Source organism: Gracilibacillus kekensis (assembly GCF_900143085.1).
In the GTDB taxonomy this organism is placed as follows: Bacteria; Bacillota; Bacilli; order Bacillales; family Amphibacillaceae; genus Gracilibacillus; species Gracilibacillus kekensis.
Genome location: NZ_FRCZ01000006.1, coordinates 152466 through 169455, shown reverse-complemented (window position 1 = coordinate 169455; position 16990 = coordinate 152466). Strand labels below are relative to the sequence as shown.

10 protein-coding genes and 2 pseudogenes are annotated in these 16990 nt (G+C 35.9%); 4 read left to right on the top strand and 8 right to left on the bottom strand.

Features of this window, described 5'->3' with window-relative positions; translation table 11 throughout:
• Nucleotides 1-202: 202 nt before the first annotated feature.
• The 3 genes from BUC25_RS14585 to BUC25_RS14575 form a co-directional block, all read right to left on the bottom strand.
• Nucleotides 203-1642: a DEAD/DEAH box helicase gene (locus BUC25_RS14585; protein ID WP_073202628.1), complete on the bottom strand. Its 1440-nt coding sequence runs from the start codon at nt 1640-1642 to the stop codon at nt 203-205.
• Nucleotides 1643-1759: 117 nt separating this feature from the next.
• Nucleotides 1760-1960, bottom strand: a complete 201-nt coding sequence (locus tag BUC25_RS14580) for a cold-shock protein (RefSeq protein WP_058306145.1) — start codon at nt 1958-1960, stop codon at nt 1760-1762.
• A gap of 181 nt (nt 1961-2141) precedes the next feature.
• The gene (locus tag BUC25_RS14575) at nt 2142-3647 is read right to left on the bottom strand and encodes a glycine betaine uptake BCCT transporter (RefSeq protein ID WP_073202627.1); all 1506 of its coding nucleotides are present in this window, start codon (nt 3645-3647) and stop codon (nt 2142-2144) included.
• A 508-nt stretch (nt 3648-4155) separates the two neighbouring features.
• On the opposite strand from BUC25_RS14575, the gene BUC25_RS14570 reads away from it, so the two are divergent.
• Both BUC25_RS14570 and BUC25_RS14565 read left to right on the top strand, forming a co-directional pair.
• Nucleotides 4156-4611, top strand: coding sequence for a MarR family winged helix-turn-helix transcriptional regulator (locus BUC25_RS14570; RefSeq protein ID WP_073202626.1), 456 nt, complete (start codon nt 4156-4158; stop codon nt 4609-4611).
• On the top strand, nt 4611-5963 hold the full coding sequence (locus BUC25_RS14565) for an MFS transporter (RefSeq protein ID WP_073202625.1): 1353 nt from the start codon (nt 4611-4613) through the stop codon (nt 5961-5963). Before BUC25_RS14570 ends, BUC25_RS14565 begins: the two co-directional genes overlap by 1 nt.
• A 331-nt stretch (nt 5964-6294) precedes the next feature.
• Here BUC25_RS14565 and BUC25_RS14560 read toward each other — a convergent pair whose 3' ends face one another.
• The gene (locus tag BUC25_RS14560) at nt 6295-6582 is read right to left on the bottom strand and encodes an ATP-binding cassette domain-containing protein (protein WP_073202624.1); all 288 of its coding nucleotides are present in this window, start codon (nt 6580-6582) and stop codon (nt 6295-6297) included.
• 453 nt (nt 6583-7035) lie between these two features.
• Between BUC25_RS14560 and BUC25_RS14555 the strand changes: the two genes are divergently transcribed.
• A complete protein-coding gene (locus tag BUC25_RS14555) occupies nt 7036-7527 on the top strand; it encodes a DUF2975 domain-containing protein (protein ID WP_073202623.1) in 492 nt (163 codons plus the stop codon).
• Nucleotides 7528-7648: 121 nt separating this feature from the next.
• Here the strand turns inward: BUC25_RS14555 and BUC25_RS19615 are convergent.
• The 4 genes and pseudogenes from BUC25_RS19615 to BUC25_RS14540 form a co-directional block, all read right to left on the bottom strand.
• Nucleotides 7649-8713 (bottom strand): annotated as a pseudogene (locus BUC25_RS19615) (cohesin domain-containing protein); the annotation flags it as partial.
• Between the two features lie 342 nt (nt 8714-9055).
• Nucleotides 9056-10963 (bottom strand): annotated as a pseudogene (locus BUC25_RS19610) (rhamnogalacturonan lyase); the annotation flags it as partial.
• Between the two features lie 389 nt (nt 10964-11352).
• The gene (locus tag BUC25_RS14545; RefSeq protein ID WP_244535196.1) at nt 11353-14082 is read right to left on the bottom strand and encodes a GTP-binding protein; all 2730 of its coding nucleotides are present in this window, start codon (nt 14080-14082) and stop codon (nt 11353-11355) included.
• 190 nt (nt 14083-14272) lie between these two features.
• Nucleotides 14273-15220 carry a pectate lyase family protein gene (locus tag BUC25_RS14540; RefSeq protein ID WP_425292876.1) on the bottom strand — a complete coding sequence of 316 codons (948 nt, stop codon included), beginning with the start codon at nt 15218-15220 and terminating at the stop codon, nt 14273-14275.
• A gap of 642 nt (nt 15221-15862) precedes the next feature.
• Between BUC25_RS14540 and BUC25_RS14535 the strand changes: the two genes are divergently transcribed.
• Nucleotides 15863-16939, top strand: a complete 1077-nt coding sequence (locus BUC25_RS14535) for a glycoside hydrolase family 11 protein (protein WP_073202620.1) — start codon at nt 15863-15865, stop codon at nt 16937-16939.
• The last annotated feature ends 51 nt before the right edge of the window (nt 16940-16990 follow it).

Sequence of the window (16990 nt, the reverse complement as noted above, 5' to 3'; positions counted from 1 at the left end):
CTCGTCGGCATTTCCTACAATAATCACTGCTGGTTTGCCGATGAGAGTCTCCCTCGTCGGCATTTTTTACGATAATCTCAGTTGAAATATCGATGACTTTTGCTAAAAAAACTAAAACAACAAACAACAGGTAACTATTCTTTCGTTACCTGTTACCTGTTAACTGTTCATCTAATATAGGTAGTGTCAAAAAAACATAACTCTATTTCTTTGCTTTACTTACTTTCAACTGTTTCCCTTTTACTTTTGTATGTTCCATTGCTTCTAAAACTAGTGATCCTTTACCATTCAAAATATCCACATAAGACCAGTTGTCTTTAATCGAGATAATTCCGATATCATCTGCTGTTACATTAGGGATATTGGAAATAGTTCCAACAAGATCGATCACCCTTATTTTTTTCTTCTTACCAGCATTAAAATGTAATTTCATAATATCTTGATTGATTCGTGCACTTTTATTATTCTTTACAATACGGCGTTCTTTCATTTTTTCATCGAAAGCTGATTTAGCGTTGCTAACTTCTTCTTTAGATGGCATCTCTTTTTTATGGAGTTCAAAACCAATATAATTTTCAATTGGACGTAAATATTTCTCTTCATAATGATCTGCAAAAGTGATCGCTTTTCCTTTGTTACCCGCACGGCCTGTTCTCCCTGTTCGGTGAACGTAACCTTCTTTTTCCCTTGGTACATCGAAGTTAATAACAAGTGAGACATTATCTACATCAATGCCTCGTGCCGCTACATCTGTTGCAATAAGATAACGAAACGCACCTGACTTAAAACCATCCATCACAGCAAATCGTTGTTCTTGCTCCAGTCCACCATGAATTTGGTCACACGGGTAACCTGATTGCTCCAATTCGGTCGATACATCGTCTACTTGTTCTTGGGTATTGCAAAAAATGATACAACTATCCGGATTTTCAATAACGGTCAAATCTTTGAGCAATTCCATTTTTAGTTCTTTTTTAACTTCAAAAAGATTGTGTTCAATATTTGTAGTTGTAACTTCATTAGTTATTTCCACTTTTATTGGATCTTGCATATGTTTTTCGCAAAGCTTCTCAATTTGTATTGGTAAGGTAGCAGAATACACATTTGTTACTCTGTTCAATGGTAGCTTTTCCATGATGGCTTCCACTTCATCGATAAAGCCCATCTTCAGCATTTCATCTGCTTCATCAATAACAAGATACTTAATATCCTCTAAGTGTAGTGTCCCCTGCTCGATATGATCTGTTACTCGCCCTGGTGTACCTACCACTACATGTGTTTTTTGGTTTAGTTCTTCTTTTTGAAAAGAAAAAGGTTCTTTTCCATAAACGGCTAATGCTTTTATACGTTTGAATCTGCCGATATTGGTTATATCTTCTCTTACTTGTGCCGCTAGTTCTCTTGTTGGTGTTAGCACTAATGCTTGTGGTTTATTTTCTTCCCAGGTGATTTTCTCACAGATTGGGATAGCAAAAGCTGCAGTCTTGCCACTTCCTGTTTGCGACTTTACAATTAAATCTTGATTTTTAAGTAATTTAGGGATGACTTCACTTTGAACGTTTGTAGGCACATTATATTTTAATACATCAAGTGCTTTATTTACTTGATCACTTAAATGATAACTTTTAAAATTTTCTTCCATTACTATACCTCATTTATTTTAATTTTACCTATACTATTTACGTAGACAATGAATCATATTCTACAGTATGATCCTAGAAAAAAAGAAAAAGGACTCTATATAAGAGCCCTTTGGAAATTATGCTTTATTAACATTTGTAGCTTGAGGTCCACGTTGACCTTCTTCTACGTCAAAGCTAACTGCTTGACCTTCATCTAATGTTTTAAATCCGTCACCTTGAATAGCTGAGAAATGTACGAATAAATCTTCTCCACCTTCTACTTCGATAAAACCGAAACCTTTATCTGCGTTAAACCATTTTACTGTACCTTGTTGCATATTTGTTTCCTCCTATGTGGATCATGTTTCCACAATTTAATACTATTATTGCTCAATCTAGATAAAAGGTGAAATGTGTCAAAGTTATTCTTACCTCTCAGACCAATACCGAACAAAAATAATTCTTACTTAGAATAGCATATAATGTTTGGAATAGCAAGTATTATTTGGAAGCAGCAAATTATTTATGTCTTTTTGGCTTTTTCTTTTTCTCTACTTCAAGCCTAGCCATTTTGTAAAAGGACACTATCATTAAAAACATAATAATAGAAAACGGTAAAGCCGCAATTATTAACATATTCTGTAACCCTTGTGTACCACCAAAATATACGATAATGGCAGCCATAGCAGACATTGCTAGTCCCCAAGTAATTTTAATTGAACTGGGAGGATTGATAGACCCGTTAGTACTTAACATTCCTAAGACAAATGTAGCTGAGTCTGCAGAAGTAATAAAAAAGATAGCAATCACTATAATAGTTATCATAGACATTAACGTGCCTAATGGATAATGCTGTAAAACTCCAAATGTAGTTGTCTCCAGTGAATAATTAGAGATTACATCTATTCCATTTTGCTCAATATTTAACGCTGATACGCCAAAGACCGAAAAAAAGACAAAGCAGACGAGAGCAGGTACAAAAAGAACACCCATCATAAATTCTTTTATCGTACGACCCTTGGATATTCTTGCGATAAATATACCAACAAACGGCGCCCAGGAAATCCACCATGCCCAATAGAAGATCGTCCAATTATCAATCCAGGTACGTCCTTTATCATTCAGCGGGGAGATACGGAAACTCATTTCAAAAAAGTTTGCAATATAACTTCCCAGAGTGGAAGTGAACATATTTAAGATATATAACGTCGGACCTACTGCAAATAATAATAGTAATAAAGCAAAGCCCAATCCCATATTAATATTACTCAAATATTTAATACCTCTGCCAATCCCGGACCAGGCAGATATAATAAATAGTAGTGTCGCAACAGCTAAAATAAGCAGCTGCATACTAAAGGTATTAGGGGTGTTAAATAGATAGGAAAGCCCACCGTTAATTTGCGCGGAACCAAAACCAAGTGTCGAGGCAACACCAACCACAGTGGCAAAGATCGCTAAAATATCTATGATTTTCCCAGCTACACCCTTCATACTTTTTTCACCTAGAATCGGTATTAATGTTGCACTAATTAATCCAGGCCGATCATATCGAAATTTAAAATATGCCAAAGATAGCGCTACTACTCCGTACACTGCCCAGGCATGTATCCCCCAATGAAAAAAGGAATACTGAAGCGACTGCTTGATCGCTTCTCCAGAGCCAGGCTCAGCCCCTGGTGTACTTTTAAATGCATGAGAAATTGGTTCGGCTGTCGTCCAAAAAACCAGTCCCATTCCCATTCCTGCACTAAATAACATAGCAAACCATGAAGATAAACTATAATCTGGCGTATCGTTCTCTTTTCCTAATTTAATATTGCCAAAGCGTGAAAAAATAAGATAAATACAAAAAGCCAGAAATAGCATAATAGTGATTAGATAATACCAACCAAAAACTTCGGAAATGTATGTAGTAATAGTTGATGTCGTATCTTTTAGATGTTCAGGATTAATTACTCCCCATATGACAAGTACTGCACAAATAGAAAGTGAAATCCAAAATACAGATCTATTTCCTCTCACAATTCCACCTCAAATCATTTTTTTAAACGATTATATTATCGACGATAAGCAATAAAATATCAAACACAAATCGACATAATCTGATAAAAATAACGCTATCTTTTAGCATTTGTTGTTTTATCTGATCCATACATGACATTAGAATACAGTTATTCGTACAATCATATCATCTTTTTCCTGAATGGACGGCGCTTGCATATCTTTTACTTTCACTTGATCTTTCTCTTGGCAAGTTACGGCTCTCACATCTTCTTTCATCCTCTCTTTAAAATCTCAAAAAAATAAAGGATTATCTTATGTTAAAGATTTCCCTTTACATCCCTTCTACCCCTGACAAAAATGTATAAACTAAGATGTGGTAACGGTCTGATATAGCAATTAAAGATCAACTTCAGACTATCAGTAAATTTATAAAATGTTAAAGAAAAATATTAGTTGCATTCGCAACTATAATGTTTTATACTGTTACTAAGTTGCATACGCAACTAAATTCAAGGAGGGAAATAGAATGTCCAAAAATCAACATAGATCTGTAGGAAAATTAATAAGTACAATAAACCGTGCTTCTGAAATTCATATTAATAACATGCTAAAACCTTATGGGATCAGTGTGACACAAATGCATTTTTTAATGCTTCTCTACCAACAAGAAGGTGTAACGCAATTTGAGCTTTCCAAACAACTTTATGTGGATAAAGCTACTGCAACACGTGCTATACAAAATTTAGAAAAAGAAGAATTGATCATAAGAAAAGAAAGTACAGGCGATAGGAGACAAAATTTAGTGTATGTTACTGAAAAAGCACAATCACTAAAAAAAGATATTTTAACTATTTTGGCAGGATGGACCTCCATTCTTACTGAAGGTATGAGTGAAGATGATAAAACCATTCTTCTATCCTTATTACACCATGCAACCACTAATGCAATTCGATCCAAAAAATCAGAAAAAGGAGAATCATAATGACTTTAACACATAAAAGCAAGCATATGTTATTAAGGGTTTTAGTTGTAGTACTGATCTTCTCGGTAATGAATGCTTTTATTTTTAATATTGCTCTTCCTTTAATTCAGGCTGAGTTTGCTTTGACCTCTGCTCAAATAAGTTGGGTAATTTCTTCCTATATGATGATTTATGCTATAGGAACCGTATTATATGGAAAACTGGCGGATATATTTTCCTTACGATTGTTAATACAAATTGGATTAATCATTTTGGCTATTGGTTCCTTAATTGGTCTATTTGCCTTAAATTATCCAATGGTAATTATCAGTAGAATGTTACAAGCAGCCGGGGCTGCTGTTATTCCTACCATTTCGATGATTGTACCCGCTCGTTTTTTCCCAGAAGCTGAAAGAGGAAGAGCAATCGGAACATTGGCAATTGGCATGGCATTAGGTACTGCACTGGGGCCTATTATTTCTGGTATAGTTGCTGAAATAGTGAATTGGCGACTTCTTTTCACATTGTCTTTTATTCCTTTAATCACCTTACCTTTATTAAGAAAATATTTACCAGATTTAGATAATCGAACTTCAAAATCTATTGATTATCTAGGAGCCTGCTTTTTAACCGCGACTATCGCCTTCGTTGTTCTAACTATAACCAACTATTCGTTAACATTTGTTGCATTGTTTGCTATTAGCGCAATACTTTTAATTATTCGAATCAATACCTATCATACTCCCATTGTAGTGCCTAGCTTATTTATGAATAAACGTTATTCCTTTATGCTATTCATTACATTTCTAACTGCTGCATTACTTTTTGCTTTGACTTTTGCAACGCCATTATTTCTTGATGACATCCAAGATTTAACTCCCCTCCTTATAGGGCTTGTATTATTTCCTTCAGCTGTGATCGCAGCATTACTAGGCAAAAAAGCTGGTAAGCTGGCGGATGTATTTGGAAACAGTGTAGTTTTCTATTTATCAATCTCTTGTCTTGGTATATGTTATCTTCTTCTCTCAATTTTTGTCTCAATCCATCCGATCTGGATCGCCATCTTCTTAATTTTTGGGAACATTGGTGTAACATTCATCCGAGTAGCTTTGACTAACACGATTTCTCAAACACTGCCTAAAGAATCGCTTGGAATTGGGATGGGATTTTTCACAATGTTTAATTTCATTGCAGGTGCTGTAGCAACAAGTGTAATTGGCCTTTTGCTAGGAACTCAACTCTTCTCAAATATTAGTATTTTTTCTTTTATCCAAACAGCTAATGAAACTAGATACAGCAACGTCTTTCTAATATTAACATTTACAGCCTGCTTCACAGCTTTACTTTATATGTTAATTCGAAAAACAAAATGATGACTGATGATTCCTTACAAACAAAGAGAAAAAGAACCATCTATCCATTTAAGTGTTAGATGGTTTCATCTCTTGGAAAGTAACTGCTCTCTTGAATATTTCCATTTATTCATAGGCTTGGCACACATTATTTAAGTACAAAAGGAAATCATCACCAATCACACAGTACTTCCCACCTTTTCTCCAAGTCTTCTTTCTCTTGATATAGCTTTTGTAATAATGTTATATCCTTCGTTTCCACTATTTTTTCTTCCATCTTAATAATGCTAACCTCTATTTTCTCCAAATCAGTTTTCAGTTTTTTATTATCAAGCCTTTTTGTTTTCAGTTCTTAAAGGAACTTCTTTTCACGTTGTTCCTCTCGTTTCTTTTTAGCCCAATTGTAATCTCCATCAAAACAGTAGAGATGCTGGTCTTCAATCCAATGAATTTTACTAAATAGTCTATTAAGAAAATAACGATCATGTGACACACCTATTATTGTACCTTGAAAACCTTCTAAAGTTTCTTCCAACACTTCTCTAGAATCTATATCTAGATGATTGGTAGGTTCATCAAGAATAAGCAGATTGATGTCCTGATACATCATTATAGATACGGTGTCTACAATGATAAGCATCTAGATATCGGACTGGGCATACACCCTGATTATGTAGGAAAAGGTTACGGATATGAATTCTGCACATTTATAGTTAACAACATTAAAGATAAGTACGGAGAAACACCTATTAGACTTTCTGTTGCCACATTTAATAAAAGAGCAATTCATTTATAAAAAAAAATAGGATTTGTACAAAAGGATGTTTTTTCCACTGATACTGCAGAGTTCATTACAATGATTAAAGAGAATTAACTAGTTATTCTACAAAAAGGGAATGCTACATTTTAAAGATGAAACAGTAATAATACGCTCAATGTATAAAACCGATATAAAGCAATTTGCGAATGCAAAGGATGTCCACTTAATATTACTAGTAAAACCATCTTCTTTTGGTTTTCAATAATTTTTTATTGAAAAACGATAAATAATATGTTAAATTCATATGGACAATAAATTAATGAGGTGCTTCTTATGAAACAAGGTTCAACAATCTTTTTAAAGATAGCTGTTATTCTAATGGGACTTCCTGTCCTTGCTTTGTGCATTTTCTTGTTGCCTCAGATAGCAAATGAAGCTATTGAAGCTGCAAAAAATAACTCAACGCTTGCATATGTGGTGTTTGGTATTTTAATTATTATGTATTCTTCGGTTCTACCATTTTATGTTGCATTGTATCAGGCGTTTAAACTTTTAAGTTATATTGATAAGAACAAAGCATTCTCGAAATTATCTGTAAAAGCTTTAAAGAAAATAAAATATTGTGCCATTATTATAAGCGGCTTGTATGTAGTAGCATTGCCACTTGTCTATATAGTAGCTGAATGGGATGATGCTCCAGGTCTCATATTAGTCGGAATGGTTATGGTGGGTGCTCCTTTCGTGATTGCAGTCTTTGCTGCCGTTCTACAAAGACTTTTACAAGAAGCAATTAATATAAAATCTGAAAATGATTTAACGGTCTAGGGTGATGTTTAAACTATAGGGAATTGAGAGGCATTTGTTGATCCTTCTATTTAGAAATATTGGAGAACAAAAAGGCATAAGTTCAACGATCGAACTTATGCCTACCTTTTTTAGCTTATTTTTATTGAGTATAAAATTCCAGTTCAGCGATATTTGCGTGACCTCCATCGGGGCTTATATAACGAAGATAGCGATACGTTTCTTCCGTTGAAAGTTCTACTACATTCCATCCAGAGTCGGGCTCTGAGCTGATCGTATATAAATCGACGAACCCTTCGTCTGAAGAAACATTTGATCCTTGGATTTTACCTCCAGTCATCCTTCGCGTAAATCCTTCTCTAGGGTAGAATCTGATTTGAACAGGTTCTACTTGATTACCTTCTCCTGCATCAATTCCTGTATAACCACCATTTGCTTCTTGATAGTCGAAGAAGGTACTTGTATCTCCATCAAATGCTTTATCATATTCTGTACCCGCTGACCATGCTGGGCTTGTTCCAAAAAGATCTCCTGTTACTAATGCTAGCTGATTGGAAATGTCAACAACTAGCTCTCCTACTATGCCTGAGCCGTCCATTGCCTCTGCAATAACTTTAACCTCTCCATTTAAACCTTCCGTGTTACCTGATAATAATCCTTCTGGAGTGATAGAAGCAGTATCTGTATCAAAACCATCCAAATCAGTTACAGACCATTCCACATTTTGATTTGCATTGGCAGGAGAGACTTGTGCTGTTAACTGTAATGTTCCACCATTTGAATCGATGGCCTGCACTCCATCTTCGCCACTCACAGCAATGTTGGATACTTCGTCAAATAAATTAATAGACTGGCCAATATCCTCCATTGAAATGACTTCCTTACTAGTTGTTGTATAAGCCATATCCGTTAGAGTAACATCAGTTGTAAATGCTTCTGTTTCCTTCGCTGTCATATTCACCTTAAACAAGTCTGGATCGTTAAAGAAACGACTTGGAGGACCTTCTAACTTGAGACGAATCTCACCTGGTTGTTCAGACTCATGCGTTATATTTAATTTTTTTACTATTGGATCGACGGAAACAAACTCTAGTTGCTCTGGATCATAATTAAGGTTCATCTCAATTGACCGAAGATTATCTCCCTCACCGCTCAATGAATAGGTAAGGCTAAATGAATCACCTACTTTTACATCCTCTACTTCATTAACCGTTAAAGCTGGTGCTGAAGTTTGTACATTCACTGTATCTGCTCCAACAAAAATATCACCGCTTGCAGAACTGATACTAACCCTAACTTCAGTGTCGCCGGTTTGTCCAGCTAATGCTCGAACAAATTCTCTACGTTCCATTTTCACTTGATAACCCTTACTTCCTGCTGAAATGTTTCCGTCTACTGTTTTTCCGTTAATAGCAAGGGTAGCAGCTTCACCATCAACTAAATCCTTAGCATTATCTGGCACTTCAACATTTATGGTAAGCTTCCCTTTCAACTTTCCATTCAATTTATCAGGGTTCACATCGACATTGGACGGAACAATAAAGTTAGCGTTTGGTTTTGGTGCTTCCGCCATGTCGTTACCTAAGAAGTAGCTTGTGTGTGGTGGTTGGTTATAGGCTACATTTTGCCAAGCAATTCCTAAGCGATACACTGAGTCATGCATAAGGGTTGGAATCCTGTGCTCTGTTAAATCGGTTGTTGTATAAAGACGAAGTTCTGTACTTTCAATATCTCTAACAATGACTTCTTCACGCCAATCACCAATGAGGTCAGCTTGTAATGCTGGATTTCCTTTTGTACCATTGTTTGAAGTTGTGCCTTCCAGCATCAAAATATTGTTAAGTTCATTATTTTCATAATCCCATTTATCAATTCTTGGTGTTCCAATTCCTACATCATAATTTGTCCAGTCATGGTCCAATAGCTCACGGGATAAATCGCCATCCCACCAGATAGCAAAGTTAGAAGTTGGAATTGTATCCCCAATTTGTTCACCATCGGCAGTATAATAGTAACCTTCAGTATCGTCCCACGCGCCACCAACTGCCCAAGCTTCGGCACCTGGATATCGAGGATCTACATCTGCTGATAATCCTCTACCAGTATCTGCACCAGTTGGAACAGCCCAAAGCTCTTCACCTGTAGCAGCATCGCGCATGCTTAAACCATAATCTCCCCATTCATGAACTTGAAATACTTCCATACCTTCTCTATTAGGATCAAGGTCACTTACATGCATTGCATCACCATGGTTCCAGCCTGTTGAGTACATGCCTGTACCATCATCATCAACAGCCATTGCACCAAAAATAATTTCATCCTTTCCATCCTCGTCTACGTCAGCAATACTTAAATTGTGATTTCCCTGTCCTTCATATTCTTCATTGCCCTCGTCGGTATCAAACGTCCAAAGTTCGGTTAACTCCCCATCTCGGAAGTTATAAGCTGTAAGCATCGATTTTTCATAGTAACCACGCGTCATCACAATACTAGGCTTTTGACCATCAAGATAGGCCACCCCTGCAAGGAATCGATCTCCTCGGTTACCATATGTGTCACCCCAATCTCCCATGTTGCCCCGAGCCGGTGAAAAGTCTGTACTAACAAGTTCTTCGCCTGTTTCACCATCAAAAACGGTTAAGTATTCTGGTCCTTCCAGAATATAACCCGAATCATTACGGTAATCTGCATCAGGATCACCGATCACATTACCAGCTGCATCCGTCGCACCGTCAGCTGTTCTAAGTGTAACTTCCGCTTTACCATCACTATCAAAGTCATAAACTAAAAATTGCGTATAATGTGCACCCGCACGAATATTCTTTCCTAGGCCGATTCTCCATAACTGGGTACCGTCTAATTCATAAGCATCCATAAAAACTTCGCCTGTATAGCCTGAGCGTGAATTATCTTGAGCATTTGACGGTTCCCACTTTAATATAATTTCATATTCACCATCACCATCAAGGTCACCCACACTGGTGTCATTTGCATGATAAGTATAATCTACCCCATCAGGAGTTGTACCACCTTCTGGTCTTTGAAGTGGAATCGAGTGATATTGATTCCCCCACACATTTACTTCTTTTGATTCGTCTGCTTCTTCTCCATCCGAGACAGCGCTCACACTATAAGTCGACTCCGTTGTACCCTCTTCATCCAAATAATTTGTGCTTGACGTAATGGCTTCTTCATTTATCTTTTCACCATCACGATAAAGGTTAAAGCTAACCTCTTCTGAATCTGTTCCCAATAAACGCCAGCTTACAAAGATACCTTCATCTGTGTTAACAGCAACAACACCTCGTTCTAAATATTCCATTTGGTAAGGAGTGTCTCCAGTTTCATTTGCACTGACGGATGGCAATTGTATGGTGCTAACAAATGAAGTAGCAATAAGCGCTGAGCTAATTACAATTGCACTTTTCTTCAATCGTTTCTTAAATTGTTTTAACATACATTATTCCTCCTAAGGTTAGATTGAAAATAAGCTTACTAGTTTAAGTACATGGTGAAGGTGTTAATTTTTTCTCGATAATCAAAACAGACACTCACCTCCTTAAATACTGTCATCATTCTAATTACTGTTAGCGCTTTCATTTTATGAAACATAAAAAATTCCTCGTTTTTTAATCTAACAAGAGGATTTTTTAGAAGACATGTAAAGCTTAACAGAATATTGCCTATTAAAATATATAAAAAACAGACTTTAATCGTTAAAAAACAGAGAAAATCATTTCTAAATGTTTATTTTATAAGTACGTTCTTTTTGCTCCTTAATTTTCTATAAACAGAAACATATAAAAAGCAGAAAGAAAATTTCTCTTCTTTCTGCTTTAGACCCATCTAATTCTTTTCATAAATTCGTTGATTAGATGTAGCCATCCAGTCCAATTGACGAAGCTTAATTTCAAACAAAGTAATCGGATTGCGATATAGGTCCGGTTGTTTTTGCATATCATTTAAGCTAGCGTTATTTCTTTCTATGTCGTCATGTGTTTCAGCTAAAATTTCTTTTATTACACGATTTGGATCCGCAAAGAACATATGAACATCACGCTTGATCGATTTATCAAATATCTCAAATTGCTGCATAAATTCATCCGTTATCATTTTAATTGTTTTGCTATAGTCTTTTCCTTTAATGTATTGTTTAAATTTATCATGAAGTAAGTCCTTATTCTTCAAGAGTGTATCAACAAGTTTCCCTGCACCTTTCCATAAAAATTGTGAACTGGCGTGGTAACTTATAAAAGTTGCTTCCGTCAATTGGATATTTCTTATGGTCATCCGTTCGATATCACGGTTCCAATCGTTCAGTACTCTGCTATCACATTCAAAAGATATCTTTTCCTCACCGTACAATTGATTAAAACTTTCACACATCTCCCTAAAATAAGTCTCACTCTCCTTAAGTTCCATCTCACTATCCTCAACCCATTTAAGGAGATCTACATAAATATCCGGTAGAACTGTTTCTTCAATATAATGATTTATTCGTTTATTTATTTCACTGTTGAGTTCACTATGAATTTTACGGATATCACTGTCTTGCTGAACTATTTCAGCACTTTGTTGAATCAATATCGGCAACTTGGTTTTCAAATCCCGCCGCCACTTTTCTATAATGCTACTATAAGAATTTTTAATGACTTGAGCCGCATTTTCTTCAATGTCAAATAACTGATTTTGTGCGCCATTCAATTTGGCAACAATCTCTTCATTCCATTCTATTCTATCTCTTAAGGAGATTTCCTCCTCTTCACGTTTATACAGTAAAAAGTCCATTGATTTCCTGATATAATAAAGAATATTAGTAGTACGATGCTCTTCTAACTTCTGTCCATTCTTTATTGATTTTATAAAAGCTGATAATGCATCTATTTGCTTTTTACTATCCTCATTTATGATAAAAGTAAACACTTTTGCGTTTGTGAAATAGGAATTAATCCTGGTAATTATTTTATTAGTACGTTTGATAGCACTTTGCTGGTCTGTCTTACTACATAATAGAAAATGGATTGGAAGTTCTGGTGACTGCTCTTTCATTTTAAGCGCCTTATCAAGCTCGTTACCTGTTAGATTGAAATCTGCATTTATAACAAACAAGAGACTATCTGCTAATTTTAAATATTGATTCTCTTGACTCCTGAATTCATTTTGCACAGTGATTGCTGGAGAATCAATTAAAGCAAGATTATGGTTATTTAAAAAAGTGACCGGCATTCTACAAGAAACAATCGTCTCGCTATCTTGCGCCGCTTCTTTAAAATCATTATGCTCTGCAATGCTTTTCTCCTCTTCTTGCGTGATCGCTTTTATTTTCGCATTGTCTGCATCTTTATAGAGGACTATAGCGTTACTAGTATCTTCTGAAAGTTCTTCTTCTAGTAGAGTATTCACAAATGCTGCCTTTCCTGTCGCTTCTGTTCCTGTAATCATTAAATGATGGTGATTTAAATCTTGTAATTCATCAATCATCCAGTGATAACGTTTATCCCACAACAAACCTTCCTTCTCTGCCCAACCTATAATGGATTTAAAAAGCGAAACTCCATCTTCCATACCATTCTGATAACGCGCAGACTTGCTTAATCGATTTTCAGCCTCAGCAACTGTCGAGGCCTCCATGTGTGATGGGAAAATTTCATTCCAAGTCAGTACAGCAGAAGCAGCAAGTACAGCATTTGAAGCTGTAGATATTTTCAACCAATTGGTTAAATGGGTAGGAATTAAGTAAGAAAATTCTTCTACTAAATAGTTTCCATCTAATAATTCAAAGTATGCTACATTATATTGACTGAAAAGTTTGTTCCATGCATAGGATTGTTCTGGTTCAACACTCAACAGAAAACTGTTGATCTCTTCCAACCAGGAAAAATACAAATCATTTTGCATGTAACTGTTCCAAAGCGCTGTTGTTAAATCCTCAAAACGATTCAAATCAATATTATAAAGAATCATTAATACCTCACTAAAATAGTTTGGATGAATCGTTGAAGTATGCCCTTGTTCCACATATTTTTCTAAAACCAAAAACCATGATAAAGACTCAGTTCGCTTAGCTTCGTTAGCAGCTAGCTCAATCGCATTCTCCCAATCCTGTTGCTCTTCAAAAAATTCTCTGGCCATAGCAGTTACTTGAGGATAGTCAGGATTTATTTCAACCGCTCGCTTAATTGAACTAACTGCCTTTCCATACTTTCCAAGCTGTATATATAATGAAAATAATTGCATGAGCACTTCTGTTTTTAATACTTCAGAATCTGTTTCGATTGCATTGTAGTAATCTTCAGCAATGGCAAGCAAATTCATCTTCACATGCGCATCTGCTATATTTTTCTGTGCCCAAGGCTTTAATTCATTAGAGACATTTTCCCATTTAAAAATAGCCGATTCAAAATCCTGAAAGAAATAATATACTTCTCCCTGTGCAAAGCGGATGTATGATAAATCAGGCATTTCGTTTTGTTGTTCACCTTTAAATAATTCACCTAAAATCTTGATTGGTTCTACATTTAGAATGCCCTCTGTATATGTATGATAATAAGTTTTATTAATTAGCTGGTTTTCCATTGGTATCATGCTCCCCCATATTACCGTATTAAAACACGTTCCTTCACAATATAAATACCTCCATCTTAATTCTAACAAACATAGTACATGTACAATGTTTCATTTTTTTTTCAATTATAATACATTATTGTATCTTCCTTTTCATAAAAAACAAGCCACATGAAATTTCTTTTTCATGTGGCTTGTCTTCTTATGGTTGTATTACTCCTACCCCAGCATTTTGTGTGACCATTGTTTTTACATCTCCTACTGGAGTAAGTGAGTAGTTATATGGAACGGTATAGTTGGTAGTAGAGGTCGTCGGTTGACTTCCTGTACTGTTGATATACAGATTGTTTGACACGTTCCAATAGCCAGGTTGACTGCTATACCAATAACCTAATGGATCCTTTGAATTTTCAAACACATTATTCTCCACTAATAATTTTGCACCCATCCTTGCGTTAATTCCGGTATCAATAATCCCCTCGAAATAATTATTGTACAAGTGTCCTTCACCATGACGGAAAGAAGGGACACGAGAGTTTAAGTCTTGGAAATGATTGTGATGAAAAGTGATATTTCGCTCCGCACTATCACTATCTGAAGACCCCATTAACATTGACTTCCAACCATCATGTACATAGTTCCATGAGAAAGTAATGTTGTAAGCATCCCTTTTCACATCAAACAAACCATCATAATAATCCTTGTCCACATTTAAACTATGATAAAGCTCATTGTGGTCTACCCATATATTACTGGAAGGTCCTTCAATGCTTACGGCATCTTTGTCACCGGTGTTTACCTCATGGATGGTGAGGTTACGAATAATAATATTGTCCGCTCGCCACACTTTTATTCCGATACCATCTAATTCTCCATTAGTACCTACACCAAGCACAGAAACATCGGAAACATCTTTAATATTAATTTTGCTATCTGATGTATTGCCAGGTGTAATGGTGCCATCCACATAGATAGTCAGTGGAGTACTATCATTTTTGTCCTTCAATGCCTGAGTTAGTTGATCACCTGTGTTTACAGTAACAGTGTCTCCACCAGCACCACCAGTAGTACCTCCATTCATCGTAGCGAAACCGGTCATACTAAAGTTTGGACTATTTGCGGATACCGATTGGAGAGAAACTCCTAACATCAATATTACGAACCCGCTCATCACAACCCATTTCATCACACTTTTTCTCATCCTTTTCTCACTTCCTTTTTTAGATTTTTAAGACCAAAGACTTAAAATGCAAGGAATAAGAAGCTAACCTCCCTTCTGGTTTTATTACTTTAATCATAATCAAGGAAGCGCTTACAGTAAATAATCATTTCTTCACATATTGTTAAAATTTGTTATTTTTATACATTTTAATAGTCTTTATGAAGAAAATAACCTTTTTTCCAAAAAATTACTATAAATTATTGATAGATTATCTAATATAATGATTACGAATAGCAAGTCTATCCAGTTTAGTGGCTGTATATCGTTCACCCTCCCAAACAGATTTGCTTAATTCTAATGAAATAGTAAGAAAATCATGACAAAGTAGCCTTCTCTATCATTTATTTTGTGATTATCTTTGAAAACTATATAAGACGTTTAAATAAATATAGTTAATCGAATAAGTTTATTTACGGTATTTGTCAATTTTGTTATTATTACCTAGAACCGGTTCAGAAAGCGCTTTCAAGGAAACGGAGGTGTTAGATGCTATCATTTATCTCAACTAGCAGTTGAATGCAGGCTTTTGTGATGGAAAGTAATTTGATCAAATCAAAGGAGGAGATTCAAATGAAACGAAAAAGCATGAGATTTTTTTTGGTAGCATTATTTTGCGCTGCTCTAACCTTTCCTACAATGAATGTCCATGCTGCAGTAACCGGTAATGAAACTGGTACTCATGGTGGTTATGACTATGAATTTTGGAAGGATAGTGGCGGCTGGGGAAGTATGACACTTAACAGTGGTGGTACTTTCAGTGCAGAATGGGGTAACGTTGGTAACATTTTATTCCGAAAAGGAAAGAAATTCGATCAAACCCAAACACATCAGCAGATTGGAAACATAACAATAGATTATGGAGTAAACTATCAACCAAGTGGAAACTCTTATCTGACGGTATATGGATGGACAGTTGACCCACTAGTAGAATACTATATTGTTGATAGTTGGGGCGACTGGCGTCCACCTGGTAGTTCTTCAAAAGGTACTATTACAGTGGATGGTGGAACCTATGATATATATGAAACAACAAGAGTACAACAACCTTCCATTATCGGTACAGCCACTTTTCAGCAGTATTGGAGTGTGAGAAGGTCGAAGCGTACAAGTGGTAATATTTCAGTCAGCGAGCACTTCAAAGCATGGGAAAACCATGGCATGCCAATGGGAAATATGCATGAAGTCGCTTTAACTGTGGAAGGATATCAAAGCAGTGGAAGCGCTGATGTTTACCGTAATAACCTGATTATTGGTGGAGATTCTGGTGGTGATGGCGGCGATGGTAGTACAACCAGAATGGAAGCAGAAAATATGACCAAAAATGGTCAATATACTGGTAACATCAACTCTCCATTTAATGGTGTAGCTCTCTATGCAAACAATGATTCAGTGAAATACACCCAGTATTTTGAAAATAACAATCATAGTTTCACGCTAAGAGGAGCATCCAATAATTCCAACATGGCTAGAGTCGATTTAAGAATCGGTGGACAAACAAAAGGTACGTTCTATTTCGGTGACGGCTATCCTGCTGAATACACAATTGATAACGTTAGCCACGGCACCGGAAATCAAGAGGTCGAACTCATCGTCACCGCTGATGATGGTCAATGGGATGCCTTTTTAGATTATCTAGAGATCCATTAACGTGATAGTTCACTTTTAATACAGATTGTTTTTTCAATACATTCCCGGCTG

Coding starts and splice junctions, on each gene's coding strand:
- BUC25_RS14585 (WP_073202628.1), bottom strand. CDS start 1,642: ATGGAAGAAAATTTTAAAAGTTATCATTTAAGTGATCAAGTAAATAAA.
- BUC25_RS14580 (WP_058306145.1), bottom strand. CDS start 1,960: ATGCAACAAGGTACAGTAAAATGGTTTAACGCAGATAAAGGTTTCGGT.
- BUC25_RS14570 (WP_073202626.1), top strand. CDS start 4,156: ATGTCCAAAAATCAACATAGATCTGTAGGAAAATTAATAAGTACAATA.
- BUC25_RS14565 (WP_073202625.1), top strand. CDS start 4,611: ATGACTTTAACACATAAAAGCAAGCATATGTTATTAAGGGTTTTAGTT.
- BUC25_RS14560 (WP_073202624.1), bottom strand. CDS start 6,582: ATGCTTATCATTGTAGACACCGTATCTATAATGATGTATCAGGACATC.
- BUC25_RS14555 (WP_073202623.1), top strand. CDS start 7,036: ATGAAACAAGGTTCAACAATCTTTTTAAAGATAGCTGTTATTCTAATG.
- BUC25_RS14545 (WP_244535196.1), bottom strand. CDS start 14,082: ATGGAAAACCAGCTAATTAATAAAACTTATTATCATACATATACAGAG.
- BUC25_RS14540 (WP_425292876.1), bottom strand. CDS start 15,220: ATGTTAGGAGTTTCTCTCCAATCGGTATCCGCAAATAGTCCAAACTTT.
- BUC25_RS14535 (WP_073202620.1), top strand. CDS start 15,863: ATGAAACGAAAAAGCATGAGATTTTTTTTGGTAGCATTATTTTGCGCT.